Source organism: Pontibacter saemangeumensis, assembly GCF_039541895.1.
Taxonomy (GTDB): domain Bacteria; phylum Bacteroidota; class Bacteroidia; order Cytophagales; family Hymenobacteraceae; genus Pontibacter; species Pontibacter saemangeumensis.
On sequence record NZ_BAABHC010000001.1, the window covers coordinates 126,378 to 140,997 of the forward strand.

General features: G+C 56.0%; 12 protein-coding genes. 2 read left to right on the plus strand and 10 right to left on the minus strand.

The window, feature by feature from the left end:
- The first annotated feature begins 324 nt into the window (after positions 1-324).
- The gene (gene asnS / locus ABD920_RS00575; RefSeq protein WP_345156182.1) at positions 325-1,764 is read left to right on the plus strand and encodes an asparagine--tRNA ligase; all 1,440 of its coding nucleotides are present in this window, start codon (positions 325-327) and stop codon (positions 1,762-1,764) included.
- Between the two features lie 170 nt (positions 1,765-1,934).
- Here asnS and ABD920_RS00580 read toward each other — a convergent pair whose 3' ends face one another.
- Positions 1,935-2,270: a DUF805 domain-containing protein gene (locus ABD920_RS00580; protein WP_345156183.1), complete on the minus strand. Its 336-nt coding sequence runs from the start codon at positions 2,268-2,270 to the stop codon at positions 1,935-1,937.
- 275 nt (positions 2,271-2,545) lie between these two features.
- Between ABD920_RS00580 and ABD920_RS00585 the strand changes: the two genes are divergently transcribed.
- A complete protein-coding gene (locus ABD920_RS00585; protein ID WP_345156184.1) occupies positions 2,546-4,105 on the plus strand; it encodes a hypothetical protein in 1,560 nt (519 codons plus the stop codon).
- Positions 4,106-4,180: 75 nt separating this feature from the next.
- On the opposite strand, the gene ABD920_RS00590 is transcribed toward ABD920_RS00585, so the two are convergent.
- The 9 genes from ABD920_RS00590 to kynU all read right to left on the minus strand — a co-directional run bounded on the left by ABD920_RS00590 (position 4,181) and on the right by kynU (position 14,371).
- Positions 4,181-4,678, minus strand: coding sequence for a DUF4168 domain-containing protein (locus tag ABD920_RS00590; protein ID WP_345156185.1), 498 nt, complete (start codon positions 4,676-4,678; stop codon positions 4,181-4,183).
- Positions 4,679-5,074: 396 nt separating this feature from the next.
- Entirely contained in the window at positions 5,075-6,454 is a 1,380-nt protein-coding gene (locus tag ABD920_RS00595) for an FAD-dependent oxidoreductase (protein WP_345156186.1), read from the minus strand.
- Between the two features lie 69 nt (positions 6,455-6,523).
- Positions 6,524-7,102: an alpha-ketoglutarate-dependent dioxygenase AlkB family protein gene (locus ABD920_RS00600; protein ID WP_345156187.1), complete on the minus strand. Its 579-nt coding sequence runs from the start codon at positions 7,100-7,102 to the stop codon at positions 6,524-6,526.
- Between the two features lie 50 nt (positions 7,103-7,152).
- Positions 7,153-8,430: a cation:proton antiporter gene (locus ABD920_RS00605; protein ID WP_345156188.1), complete on the minus strand. Its 1,278-nt coding sequence runs from the start codon at positions 8,428-8,430 to the stop codon at positions 7,153-7,155.
- 249 nt (positions 8,431-8,679) lie between these two features.
- On the minus strand, positions 8,680-9,606 hold the full coding sequence (locus ABD920_RS00610; protein WP_345156189.1) for a mechanosensitive ion channel family protein: 927 nt from the start codon (positions 9,604-9,606) through the stop codon (positions 8,680-8,682).
- An 86-nt stretch (positions 9,607-9,692) separates the two neighbouring features.
- Positions 9,693-11,939, minus strand: coding sequence for a monovalent cation:proton antiporter family protein (locus ABD920_RS00615; protein WP_345156190.1), 2,247 nt, complete (start codon positions 11,937-11,939; stop codon positions 9,693-9,695).
- A gap of 261 nt (positions 11,940-12,200) precedes the next feature.
- Positions 12,201-12,377, minus strand: a complete 177-nt coding sequence (locus ABD920_RS00620) for a hypothetical protein (RefSeq protein ID WP_345156191.1) — start codon at positions 12,375-12,377, stop codon at positions 12,201-12,203.
- A gap of 234 nt (positions 12,378-12,611) precedes the next feature.
- Entirely contained in the window at positions 12,612-12,998 is a 387-nt protein-coding gene (locus ABD920_RS00625) for an RNA methyltransferase (RefSeq protein WP_345156192.1), read from the minus strand.
- A 98-nt stretch (positions 12,999-13,096) separates the two neighbouring features.
- On the minus strand, positions 13,097-14,371 hold the full coding sequence (kynU, locus tag ABD920_RS00630) for a kynureninase (RefSeq protein ID WP_345156193.1): 1,275 nt from the start codon (positions 14,369-14,371) through the stop codon (positions 13,097-13,099).
- Positions 14,372-14,620 lie beyond the last annotated feature (249 nt).

Below are 14,620 nucleotides of genomic sequence, written 5' to 3' on the forward strand. Positions count from 1 at the left end.
TGCGGTTATGTGCACCTCCAAATTTAGGATAATTTTACTCGCATTTACAAAAAAGGTTAAAATATCGTTACTTTGGGAGGTTTTCGAACAGACACAAGTATTGCGTATTACGATGCACGTATCACGTATCAGGACAAAAGAACTTTAGACAAAGGAGAAAAGGCTTTTGAGGTATAAAATCGCTTGATCCGGACCTCTACTTATATGTCAAATCAACACCGATCTTATATTTGGGAACTCCTGATACGTGATACGTGCGTCGTGATACGCATATAATCTAAGAACCTATACCTTCAGCAATTGAAGGCCATAACAACCTTACACATGCAACGCACAAAAGTAAAAGACCTGCTAACGGGTGCCGAGGCAGGCAAACAAGTACTGCTGAAAGGCTGGGTGCGCACCAAGCGCGGCAACAAGTTTGTGAGCTTTATCGCCGTGAACGACGGCTCCACGATACATAATTTACAGGTAGTGGCCGATGCGGAGAAGTTCAGCGAGGAGGCCCTGAAGGACGTGACGACCGGCGCTGCCATTGCCGTGACCGGCGAGCTGGTGGCCTCGCAGGGCAAGGGGCAGGCCTTTGAGGTGCAGGCGAGCAGCATCGAGGTGCTGGGCAAGGCCGACCCAGAGACCTACCCGCTGCAGAAGAAGGCACACTCGCTGGAGTTCCTGCGCGAGATCGCGCACCTGCGCTTCCGCACCAACACCTTCGGTGCCGTTTTCAGGGTGCGCAACGCCCTGGCCTTTGCCGTGCACAGGTTCTTCAACGAGAAGGGCTTTGTGTATATGCACACGCCCATTGTTACCGCCTCCGACGCGGAGGGTGCGGGCGAGATGTTCCGGGTAACCACCTTGGACCCGATCAACCCGCCGCGCACTGAGGATGGGCAGGTAAACTATGCGGAGGACTTCTTCGGCAAGGCCACCAACCTGACCGTGTCGGGTCAGTTGGAGGGTGAGCTGGCAGCCATGGCCTTCAGCGATATCTATACCTTCGGCCCCACGTTCCGGGCCGAAAACTCCAACACCACGCGCCACCTGGCCGAGTTCTGGATGATCGAGCCGGAGATGGCCTTCTACGACCTGAAGATGAACGCGGACCTGGCCGAGGAGTTTATCAAGTACATCATCCGCTACGCGCTGGAAAACAACCGCGAGGACATCGAGTTTCTGGGGCAGCGCCTGGCTGAGGAAGACAAGAACAAGCCGCAGCAGGAGCGCCAGGAAATGACCCTGCTGGAGAAGTTGGAGTTCGTGGTGGGCAACGACTTTGAGCGCGTGACCTACACCGAGGCCATCGACATTCTGGTGAACTCGAACCACTACAAGAAAAAGAAATTCCAGTATGACGTGAGCTGGGGCATCGACCTACAAAGCGAGCACGAGCGCTACCTGGTGGAGAAGCACTTCAAGAAGCCGGTGATCGTAACGGATTACCCGAAGGACATCAAAGCCTTCTATATGCGCCTGAACGACGACGGCAAAACCGTGGCTGCCATGGACATCCTGGCGCCGGGCATCGGCGAGATCGTGGGTGGCTCGCAGCGGGAGGAGCGCCTGGAGCTGCTGGTGGAGCGCATGAAAGGCGTGGGCATACACGAGGACGACCTGTGGTGGTACCTCGACACGCGCCGTTTCGGGGGCTGTCCGCACGCTGGCTTTGGCCTGGGTTTCGAGCGCATGGTGCAGTTCGTGACGGGCATGGGCAACATCCGCGACGTGATCCCGTTCCCGCGCACGCCGCAGAACGCCGAGTTTTAGGCGACTGCTATATATAAAGGGAGCTTTATATAGGCTTTCTGAAGCCCGGCTATATATAATATGGCCGGGCTTCTTTGTTTATATAAGTTTTAAAACATCTCCCTGATTTCCGCCAGGTTCAGGAAGTAATGCGTTTGGCCCGCCGCCTTTCCCACCAGACGACGGTGGCACTATAGCGCTTCTGCATCTACACCAACGGCTAATCCCCTTTTAGGATTTAGTCCGAACCTGTTATTTCCCTCATCGCCTGAAGCGAACAGCATCCAGAAAAAGTAAAAAGGAATGATCTGGAACCAACCAGTATTGCCTCTGTCGTGGCACCTTTTGGCACTCTGTGCTAGGAAGAACCATATCAAAGGGATATATAAAATCCCTGCAGCAAATGCGGCACCTCTAGCCTCGATGCCTTCGCTAACAATGTACAAGATGATAGTATATAAAACGAGGGAAAGACCATACTCGGTTCTTCTGATTCTCCCTTTGAAAGAGAATGGTTTTTTGAACATAGTTAGCGGTTTTAGTTTGTTTCAGTAGCAGCTACATATGCTGGTTATATATATTAAGCACCACTAATATAATAGAAAGATAATAAATAACACTGTCGGGCCTCCTCCCTTTATTGCCGGGCAGAAGCTGCAGGCAGGGCACGCTGGCGCCCGAGCCATAACATCAGACAAACATCACCTATCTGCAAGAAAAAATATTATCTTAGCCACTGATTTTGTATACTTTGGCCAAAAATTTGCACGTTGTACGTTTATATAAACTAAACCCTTATACCATGCGCAAAATATTCCTGAGCCTGCTCTTGATGGGTGCCTTCGCCACCGTGGCCAATGCCCAGAAAGAGTTTGCCAATATAGAATTACCAATGAACCGCGCCGAGGATCTTGTAACGGTGGCAGACGAGAGCGGCAACGTGTGTATTTATTTTTATCAGAACGGCCGAGTGAACATCGCCCTGCTCTCGCCGAACGGCGAACGGCTGGCGCAGCACGAGATCCCGTACCGCTTCTCGCAGGAGCCGCAGATACTGGGCACCCGCGTAACCGATGAGGAATTTGTCTTCTACAGCCGCTACACCAACGGGCGACGCGAATATGTGCGCCCCTTTGCCGTGAACCGCAGGACGGGCGCCTTCCGCAGCATGCAGGACGAGCAGCTGCAGGTAGAGCGCAACACGGAGTTCCTGGGGGGCTTTGGCAACGATGAGCATTTCTACATGCTCTACACTGACCGCGACAACAACCTGCACCTCTACCGTGACAATGACGAGGAAGTGGCGCGCCTGGAGCACCGCGTGTTTAAGCCAAACCTGCCCCGCACCCGCGACCGCTATGCCCGTGAGGAAGACCTGATTTATGTGAGCGACGACATTGAGCACAACGTGTTCACCGGCCATCACCGCAGCAAGATTTACATCCGGGACGGGAAGATCTACATGATCTTCGACGGGTTTGACCTGAAAGGCAGCGAAAAGAACAAAGCGACGACCGAGATTCTGGCCCTCGACTGGGAAACCGGCGAGACGGAGTACCGCACGCTGCCTGCGCTTGACCAGCGCAACTCCCCCACCTTCAATTCTTTCCTGTTCCAGGACAAGCTGTTCCGGGTGAACATGGAGAAAGACGAGTTTAAGCTGACAGCCTTCGATTTCAACACCCTGAAGCCGATCAAGGAATACACTTACTCCGGCGACGAGGAGATTGCCATCAAATCCACGCCCGTGCAGCAGCGCGGTGCGAAGGCCATCTTCTCACCAGACAAGACAGTGATCGAGAAAACGTCGAAGGTGATGAAGAGCCTGGCGGATGGCGTACCGGCCATTACCGTGGATGCCTTCAGCGACAGCACCCTGCAACTGACGATTGGCTCCTACAAGGCGCCGGCAGAGCGCAGCGGCATGGACGACAGGAGCCGCATGGTGCGCACCCCTGACCGCTACGTGCGGACGTCGCGCGGCCTGATGATGGTACCGGGCCGCTGGACACCGGCCTATAACATCCCGAGCTACTACCTGAACTCGCCGTACTACAGCCGCTACTTCTACGACCCATATGGCCAGGGCGGCGGCTTTAGCTCAGGCCCGGGCACCAGCACCTACTTCCGGTCTGTGCTCAGCGCCGACAACCTGACAAAGGTGAACGAGGCCGAGGCACAGGTGTTGCAGGAGAAGATCGAGCACTTTGAGGAGGAGTTGAAGCCGGAGCCCGAGTTTAAGACCGTGTACCGCTACGGCGACAAGCTGCACTACGGCTACTACGACCGCAAGGCCAGGACATTCCGCATCATGGAGTTTGCCCACGGCCAGGAAGAGCCAAAAGAGCAGAAGCAGCCATAAGTGCAGGCTGTTCCTATATATAAAAGGCCCCGCCGGTGAGCACCGGCGGGGCCTTTTATATATAGGAACAGCCTGCTACTGCCCCATCAGTTTGTTTACCCGCTCCTGCAGCGACGGGTCCTGCTGGTACACCATCATGATCTGCTCATATTTTTCCAGCGTCATGCCGTCTTTCTGGATGGCGGTTTCCACGTCTTTCTGCATGGCCGGCTGCAGCTCCATCATGCGCTGCGCCGCTTTGTTAAAGGAAGCCATTTCCTCTGCGGTGGCGCCCACTTCGGCCAGCTTCTGCTGCTGGTGCGCCTGCGCCATTTCGTTAAACTTCTCAACGCTTAGCTTTTCCTCCTCCAGGATGCCCATCATCGTCTTCTCGCCTTCCTGCTGCAGCGCCATCAGGCGGCTGCTGGCATCAGCAAATTGCTTCAGGTCGGCATCAGAGAAGTCCTGCGGTGCTGCCCCCTGCTGCTGTGCGGGTGGCGTGGCCTGCTGCGCCACGGCGGTTGTGCCGAAAACAGTAAAGCCAATCACGAGCGCAGCTATCGCTGCCCCTTTCAATTTATTCATGAAGTTCATAAAGTTCTGGATTTTAATAATTACAGGATGGATAAATCTGTGGGTAAAAGCAGGTTCCGATGCTCTTACCTCCCGCCTTATACTCTACTTTCAGCAAAATAGTTGTGCAGCAGCCTCCAAAGGCAGTAAGGCAAGCATGTGTTATATATACTTCCGGTGCGCTTGCGGTTTGCAGGGTGAAGTTGAAAACAGTACCTGAACTACGTAAATTTTCTGGCAGGAGCTCATACTGAGATACGTGCCTCCTGCTCCCGGTTTATATAAATGCGCTCCTTTAACCCGCATCTATATACTCGTAAACATTGCTTTCTGAAGTGCCCGCAACGACTCTACATACCACGAAAGGACACCATCTATATACCACAAACTAAGCTATATATAACCTGGAGATAGGCGCTACCCCCTGTAGGGCTTGAGTTTCTCTTTCTGCACCAGCTGTTTCTCCAGCAGTTGCTGCACCTCCGGGCTATCATAGTCTTCCAGGGTATTGATGTGCTTCATCACCTTCTTCATGATCTTTTCCTGCTTCATGCCGGTTTCGAGGGCGTAGGAATACGGCAGGTCGGTGAAGGTGACCATGGAGTAAAGCGGGATCCACCTGTCGGGGTATTGCTCTGAGATTTTGCCCTCCACCTTTTTGCGGAGCAGGAAGCGCGGGTTGGCCACCTTGTCGCGCATCTCGATAAAGTTCAGCACCGCCAGGTCGGCGATGGCGTCGGCGTCAGGTTTGCGGCGGCGCTCGAACCGGTGGAAAAGCCCCTCCCAATCATCCCCTTCAAAAGCCTCCAGCATCTGGTCCAGCACCGTGATGTCTTCGAAACCGGCGTTCATGCCCTGCCCGTAAAACGGCACCACCGCATGGCTGGCATCGCCGATCAACAGCGATTTGCCTGCGAAGCTCCACGGGAAGCACTTCACCGTCACCAGCGAGCCGACCGGGTTTTCGAAATATTCGGCAACAAGGCCCGGCATCAGCGGCACGGCATCCGGAAACACTCCCTTAAAAAAGGCCAGTAAGTCATCTCCGTTTTTTATGGAGGCAAAAGAGCGCTCGCCTTCGTAAGGGAAAAACAGCGTGCAGGTGAAGCTGCCGTCCAGGTTGGGCAGCGCGATCATCATATAGTTGCCGCGCGGCCATATATGCAGCGCGTTCTTCTCGATGGCCCAGCCACCTGCTGCCGTGGCCGGAATGGTCAGCTCCTTGTAACCGTATTCGAGGTAGTGCTGCTCATAATTGAAGCGCTCGGTTTTCTGCATCGCGCCCCGCACCACCGAGAAAGCCCCATCGGCCCCGAAAAGCAGGTCGGGCTGCACGGTTTCTGATTCGCCCGTTTCCAGGTTGCGCAGTTGCACCTCGTTGGTGCGCAGGTTCACATCCAGGGCCTGCCGGCTGAAGTGAAAGGTAATGTCCGGGTTGGGCTCCGAGAGGTTCATCAGCGCCACGTTCAGCCCGCCCCGCGAGACGGAGTATATAGCTTGGCCCTCTTTGCCGTAGGGCTGAAAGGTGAGGTTGCCCTGCTCGTCGTGCATCACGCGGCGGCGCATCGGGATGGCCACTTTGCGCACCTCCTCCTCAATGCCGATGCCTTTGAGGGCGCGCCAGCCGCGGTCGCTGAGAGCAAGGTTAATGGAGCGGCCGCCGTCCACTACGGTGGTGCGCAGGTCGGGGCGGCGCTCGTACAGGTCCACTTTGTGGCCGCGCTTGGCCAAGTACAACGACAGCAACGAGCCCACCAAACCGGCTCCCATAATGGCAATGTTCTTTTTCTCGCTCATATAGATGCAGGGCCCACGGCCGCTTCACGCTGTAAAGTAACGGTTTCCGGCCCGGAATGGCAAAGCCTGCTATGCTTTCACGCGCCGGAAGGTAAGGTTGATGCGTGGTTGTACGGGGCGTTTGGTCTTCGGGATGTGGTGCAGCCAGTGGTGTTGCGTCGGGCCCTGCATCAGCAGCAGGCTGCCGTGCGCCAGGGTTATATGCACCGGTTTGAGGTCCTGGCGGGCGCGGTGCTTCAGGCTGAACCTACGCTCGCCGCCAAGGCTCAGGCTGGCGATGGCCGGCTCGTCTCCCAACGCAGCCTCATCGTCCGCATGCCAGCCCATGCTATCGTTGCCGTGGCGGTAGAAGTTCAGGAGCACGCTGTTATATATATGGCCGCTGGCCTGCTCCACCCGATCCTTCAGCTCCTGCAGCACCGGCACCCACGGCTTCGGGGCGTTATATAACCCGGAGTAGGTGTAGGCTTTGTCGCCGTACCAGGCCGTGAGGCGCGGCATGGGCAGCTCTTTGCCGAACATCCTGATGCTCTCCTGCTGCCAGCTTATCTCACGCTCCAGCCGCAGAAAATAAGCATCGGCCTCTTCCTGTTTCAGAAAGTGGGGATCATAGTATAGCTCGGCATCGGGTATGTCTAACGTTTGCACAGGATTGCTATCGCTTGCATTTGGGATATCTGACGCTTGGCTGGTGCTTCTCAGAAAATTTCATCCGGGGTTTGGTCTGATGCAGGGATCGGCCGGCCGCTTACCTTGCGCTCATGGTCCAGCGTCCTGATCGCTTTGGTGGCGGTGACGCCATGCAGTAAAATGGACACCATTACGATAAACGCGACCACAGACCACAGCTCGTTGGCTTCCGGGAATCCTACACTATCCAGGGCAAAGGAAAGGTAATAGAACGAGCCGATTCCCCGGATGCCAAAGAAACAGATCGCTAATTTCTCTTTTGGGGTAGAGTAGGTGCCGAGCAGGCTCGGCAAGGCCGTAAGCGGCCTGATCACAAAGAGAAACGCCAAACCGATCAGGGCACCTTGCCAGGTAAGGTATTCCAGGATTCCGGTCACGAGACTGCCTCCAAACAAAACCAGCAGCACCACCATGATGATGCGCTCTATCTGGTTCACAAAGTCGTGCATCTCTACGTTATACTCGTGCTCCTCCTCGACCCCACTCAGGGCAAGCGCCGCCACAAACACGGCAATAAAGCCATAGCCATGCAGCAGTTCCGTTACCCCGTAGGTTAAAAACGTAGCAGAAAGCGCCAGGAAGCCATGCTGCGCCCTCGGGAAGCCTGATTTCTTGGGAAGCGTAAAAATCAGCCACGCAAGGCCGCGCCCGATTAGGTAACCCACTCCCACCCCCACGACAATCTTATACAGCAGGTCGCGTAACAGCCAGTCTGTAAACCAGCCGCCGTCGGCCCCGACCGATGCGGCAAGCACGATGGCCAGCCAGGTAAACGGGAAAGCCGAACCGTCGTTCAGCCCGGCCTCGGCCGTCAGCGAGAAGCGCACGACATCCTCCTCCTCATCGTCGGGGGGGCCAACCTGCACCTGCTCTGCCAGCACCGGGTCGGTGGGGGCGAGCACGGCACCCAGCAAAACGGCACCGGCCACCGAAAAGCCCAGCACGCTCCACCCTAAGAGCGCGATGGCCGCAATGCTCAGCAGCATGGTGATGCTCACCAGCCGAAGCGGGATCCGCCATCTCTTCAAACCAAACTTCCGCCTGATCTTAAGGCCTGTTCCCATCAGCGATATAATCACGCTGATTTCAGTGAGCCGCACCACATAGTTCTCCTGCCAGATCGGGTCCGGAGAAGGCAGCCCCAGTGGCAGCAGGTAAATGAGCATGCCCAGCAACAGGTAAACAATCGGGTAGGAGAAGGGTGTCTTCTCCAGCAGGCTCGGAACCCAGGCCATAGAAAGAGCCGCTAAACCGATAACGGTCAAGGCTACTATATAATCATTCATTTCTGTTTTCTCCGTTAAGATAGCATTTGCCGCACCTGCCCTGCTGTGGTTGCTACAGGCCAGTATTTTTGCCAAGGATAGGGATAACTACGTAGTCCGCGCTTTGTTGGCTGATTTTGTGATCCGACTTTATAACAGCCGGGCGCCCGGAAGCACACCAACGGTGAAAGTTGGCGTGGCGAGGAGGAAAAAGTACGGGCGAAAAGCCTGCGGGCGGGAAAAGGCACGCGCTATATATAGGCTTTTCGCCTATATAGGCTTCTCGTCCTGCTTGTCCTGCTGCTGGTCCTCCGCAGACTGGTAAAAGCGCGTGGTTGGGTAGGCAAAATGGATGTCGGGAGACTTCCTGAACAAGTCCAGCACCTCTTCCCATATCTGATTCTCGCTGTCGCGGCGGCCGTTCAGGTTGCAGAGGTAGCGGATGGTGAGTTGGATGCCGTTTTCCCGGACTTTGGTATATACCTTCGGCTGAAAATTCTGGTAGAAAATAAGGTGCCGCTGCGACTCCCGCCTCACCATTTGCTCTGCTGATTCGCTGAGCGCCACCGAGCACCGGTTGGCAACGCCCTGCAACATGGCCTTGGCTTTCTGCCAGTTGCTCTCGAAGGTGATCTGCACCTGTATCTCATTCCACAGAAAAGGGAACGCGTAGTTATAGTTCGTCTGCGCCTGCGTAAAGACAAAGCTGTTTGGCACGTGTACTACGCGCCCTGTCGCCTGCTCCGAGTCTACCCACTGCCCGAGCTCGTTGAGGGAGAACTGGAAAAAGGCGATATCAATCACATCGCCCGTGTACTCCTGTATCTTGATTCTGTCCCCTACCTTGAAAGGGCGCTTCCAGATCAGGAACACCCAGCCAAACATATTCATGATCGGGTCTCGGAGCGCCACCACCAGGCCCGCAGAAAGCAGCCCCAGGAAGGTGGCAATGGACTGAAAGCCCTCGAACCAGATATTGGCCAGGAGGATGATGCCCAGCCCCGTCACCACATAGTTGGTTGTCTTCTTCCACTGGTACAGCTTCCGGGAGTCTGTCTGTCGCTGAGAGGCAACGCGCAGCAGCAGCCGGCTGATGATCCAGAGCCCCGCCAACACGACCACAGAGAATACAATGTTTTCCTGCGCGGCAGCGGGCAAACCTATCGCCTCTTCAATCCAGTGCTCAATTCTTCGCATACAACGTTAGTTTTTCATCCTCCTGTCATCCCCCGGTATAAAAGGACTGCTCCTGATGGCAGCTACCGGTAGCTGCGGCATCACGGTTACGAGACATTCTCCTGCCTGGCTGCCTCGAGCTTGCTGATCCGCCAGGGGCTGCCGACAATCCAGACGATATCCCCCTCCTCGAACACCAGGTTAGAATCAGGGTTGAGGATGCGGCGGCCATTCTTCTCGACGCCGACGATCAGGCCTTTTGTCTTCTCCCGCACCCCCGCCTCGCGTATGGTGGTGTGCAGCAGGGGAGAGCCGGCTGTTACCAGCAGCTTCTGAAGCCGGATGTCCTCTTTGTCGTGCTGCCCGTTCATTTCCAGCTCCACCTCGGCCTCCATCAGCTGCCTGAAGGTCTCCATCTGGTCATCCGTGCCGAAAACATAGATACGGTCTCCGGGCAATATACGCTCGTTACGCGTAGGCGCCGTAATCGTGCGCCTGCCCCGCTCTATCACGGCCACGTTTACGCCATATACTTCCCTGATCTGCAGCTCCACGAGGCTTTTACCGGCAACTGCGGACTCCGGCGAGACATCAAAGCTGGTCAGGTGGGCATCCCAGGGCGTAAGCGTGTGGTGCATTTTGGCGGCGTCGCTGATCTCGCGGGCATTCAGGTTATTCATGAAGCGGGTCTCGATCCGGATATAAAAATCCTGGATCTTCTGGGAGAAAACAGCCAGCAAAGCAACTATGACCAGGCCCACTACAATAGCGACCTGCACAGAGAAAAACTGGTGGAGCAGGAAGCCAATGAACAGGATGGCAATGACGATACGGGAAAACTCCAGCACGATGATCAGGCTGCGGTAGTTCTTGTTCGCCCATATACGCCCCATCGCCTCCTTCTGCGGGTGGTACACGGCCAGCGCCCACAGGAAAGGCGCCATAAAAACAAGTGTGACGGCAGTGGTTAAAAGGTCCCCCAGGTTGCCGGGCACCACGTTCTTTGTTATAAGCGGGTTCACGAACCGGGCAGAAAGCATGACGATGCCGATGATGATGACAGAGTATATCACCAGGTTCAGCGCATATGACCGCAGCACCAGCCTCCAGTCGCTTGTTGTGGAGATGGTCTGCGCGCCTGAGCTGTACTCACTCAGCGAGGCTTTCCACTTATCGGGCAGCATGGCCTCCACCGATTTGTACAAAGGCTCCGAAAGACGGATCATATAGGGCGTGGTGAACGTGGTGATGGCAGAGACCGCCACCGCCACGGGGTACAGGAAATCGCTGGTTACGTTGAGGGTAAGGCCCAGCGTGGCGATGATGAAGGAGAACTCCCCGATCTGCGAAACGCTCATGCCGGACTGGATGGACGTCTTCAACCCCTGCCCCGCCACCAGGCCGCCGCTCGTGATGCTCAGGAACTTGCCCGCCAGCGTCACCACCGTGATGAGCGCGATCGGACCGGCATAGGTAACTAGCGTCTCCGGGTTGATCAGGAGCCCCACCGACACGAAGAAGATGGCGCCGAAGAGGTCTTTCACCGGGGCGACCAGGTGCTCGATCTTCTCGGCCTTCGTCGTCTCTGCCAGAATAGAGCCCATGATAAACGCGCCCAGCGCCGGGGAGAAACCAACCTGCGCCGCCAGGATCACCATCAGCAGGCAGAGCCCGAGGGATATGATCAGCAGCATTTCGTCGTTCAGCAGCTTGCTTGCCTTCCTAAGGAAGGTCGGGATGATGAAAATGCCCGCCAGGAACCACAGCAGCAGGAAAAAGGCCAGCTTCAGGACGGCCTCCAGCATCTCGGCCCCGGCAAACTGCTGACTCACCGCCACCGTAGAGAGCAGCACCAGCAGCAGGATCGCCACCAGGTCCTCCACGATCAGCACGCCGAACACCAGCCCCGCAAACCGCTGCGACTTCACGCCCAGCTCCTCAAACGCCCGTATGATGATGGTGGTGGAGGAGATGGACAGGATACCGCCCAGGAAGATACTGTCCATGGTGGACCATCCCAGGATTTTGCCTGTGACGTAGCCCAGCAGCAGCATCACCACCACTTCCACCAGGGCCATGATGGAGGAGGCGCCCCCGACCTTCACCAGCTTCTTGAAACTGAACTCCAGGCCCAGGCTGAACAGCAGGAAAATCACGCCGATCTCTGCCCATATGTTTATGTTCTCGGTCTCGATAATGGTGGGGAAAAGGGCGGTGTGCGGCCCCACCAGCAGACCGGCAATGATATACCCCAGCACCAGGGGCTGCTTCAGCCACTTGAAGAGAAGGGTGGTAATGCCTGCTGCTACGAGTATCAGCCCTAAGTCTGTGATAAGATTCGGTAAATGCGTCATATAATAAGGTTGGGTACTGAAAAAGCCTATAGAGTAAATGCTATAAGCTATTCATAATTTACAATATATACGTTAATCTGTGTTATTTTTTGCGCCCTGCCTGTAGCACAGGTGCCAGGGCTGCTGCCAGTTTGGGCGACGCGCCCATCCCCGACCCCGGATAAATGCACAAGGGCAACTCCGACCATGCGGAGATGTACCTGCCAGTTTTCCTTTGGTTGCCGGCGGTGCTCTATATAGGGGAGCATGCATCCGGTAGGCTCATTCGGTCAGGGCAAAAAGGATAAACGACAGCAGGAGTAAAAAGCTATAGATAATGAAAGCGTTGATTCTGGTCTTCTCTCCCATATACCAGAAGAGGCTCTTCTTTGGAGACAGCACGCCTCCAATCATTCCTATGATGGCCACCCATGTGGCGACGATCGCAAAGTTTGTCATGGTGCTATATAAAAAGGTGAAAGTTTTCAGCGCGCAGGGATACACGCGCTTGCAGGCCGTGCCTGCGGCTCGGTAAAATGAGAAATGGAGGCACGGCAGCATGCGGGACCCGCCCAACTTCTAAGCGGTTTGTGCTGCAGGCACTTTGCCTCCCTGGCAGGTTATGGTATAAATGAGTACAGCCAGGCAAGCAACCATGCGGTTGCCTTTAAAGAAAAGAAGCGGATGGGGAGACTAAGGGGCGTTGGGCTGTATGGCCCCGGGCAGAAGCTGCGCGCATAGTCTGGCTCCTGCAGCGCTTCTGGCAAAAGCAGGGATGGGCTCATCGGCGGGGGCGGCAAAAGCCAGTAACTGCAAGGGGAGTTTGGCCAGTTGCGGCAAGTCGAGCACCAGGTAAGCAGATACCCGGGCGTCCTGAAAAGCCTGCACGGGCTGTTTTTGCACCGCTGCCCCGTCACCAGGTGCCGGTACTACCTGAACGGCTGAATCGGCAGTTTTGCCATGAAACAAAAGGCTGTAGACTTCTACCTCCTGCCCGGGCAGCGTGAGCGCCCAGAGCAGCATGACCGCCATAAGCGGATACCTGAAGTAATAGCCTAATTTTTTTGCGTTCAGCAGCATACGGTACAAAAATAGCACATCCCGGGCTAAAATGAAACCGCAGCGGCTCATTCAGGACACACGCTTCTTCGCCCGCGGCGGCTATATGCCCGCAGGTGTTACTGGCCGTGCAGGCACTTATGCAGTATCTCGGAGAAGCGGTACACTTCCTCAAAGCTGTTGTAGAGTGGCGCAGGCGCTACCCGGATCACGTTGGGCTCCCGGTAGTCCACGATAATGCCGGCTTCCATCAGCCGATCGAACAGCATGCGGGAGTGCTCTTTCACCAGCAGCGACACCTGGCTGCCGCGAGCCTGCGGGTCGCGTGGCGTGATCATCTCCAGCACCTCCATTCCCACCCCCACGTCATCGATCAGGAACTCCAGGTAACCCGTCAGTTTCTCGCTTTTGGCTCGGAGATTTTCCATGCCGGCCTCATCGAACAGCTCCAGGGAGGCGCGATGCACGGCCATCGGCAGGATCTGCCCGTTGCTCAGCTGCCAGCCCGCGGCGCCTTCCATCGGCTTGAAGCCTTTTTTCATCTGGAAGCGCTCCTGAGCGTTGTGGCCCCACCAGCCGGCAAAGCGCGGAATGGAGGGGTCGTTGCCGAAACGCTCGTGCACATACACCCCGGATGTGCCGCCGGGGCCGGAGTTGAGGTATTTGTAGGTGCACCACACGGCAAAATCCACGTCCCAGTCGTGCAGGCGCAGGGGCACGTTTCCGGCGGCGTGCGCCAGGTCAAAGCCAACCAAAGCACCTGCCGCATGCCCCGCCTTGGTGATGGTTTCCATATCGAACACCTGCCCGGTGTAGTAGTTAATGCCGCCCATCATCACCAGCGCCAGCTCGTCGGCATGCGTTTGGATGCTTTGGAGAATATCCTCCGTGCGCAGCGTGTGCTCGCCCTCGCGCGGGAAAAGCTCAATCACCGCGTCGTCCGGGTTATAGCCGTGGAATTTGGTTTGTGTTTCGAGGGCGTATTGGTCTGAAGGGAAAGCGCCTCCTTCGGTGATGATCTTATAGCGCCTGCCCTGCGGCCGGTAAAACGACACCAGCATGAGGTGCAGGTTCACGGTCAGTTGGTTCATGATCACCACCTCGCTTTCTTTGGCTCCCACCACGCGGGCAGCACCAGGTGCCAGCAGTTCGTGATAGTTCACCCAGGGCTCCTCGCCCTTAAAATGGCCTTCCACGGCTAGGTTCGCCCATTTGTACATTTCATTGTCGATGTACATCTGCGCTGACTTTGGCTGTAATCCGAGAGAATTGCCACAGAGGTAGATGGCGTCGTGCCTGTTTACCTGCGGATAGTAAAAGCGCTCCCGGAAGTGGTAAAGCGGGTCGTTCTGGTCTTGCTCCTGCGCAAAGGCAAGGGTATTCTGGTAGTTCATGCGGATTTTATATATAGAAGCTGCCGCGGCAGGTATTGTTCTGGGAACGCTGCGAATATACGAATTTGCGTTTTGAGTTACGGATGAGAGGAACAGGCGTTGCCGCAGTTGTTCTCAGGAACTGCGCTTGCACATATATGATGGTCTGCTGTGCCGGGTCCAACCACCCCTGCCCCTCCTTATCCAAGGAGGGGAGCTTTCCCTACTCCTTCTCCTTTCCTACTTATTGCAAGCGAGTGGCTATATATG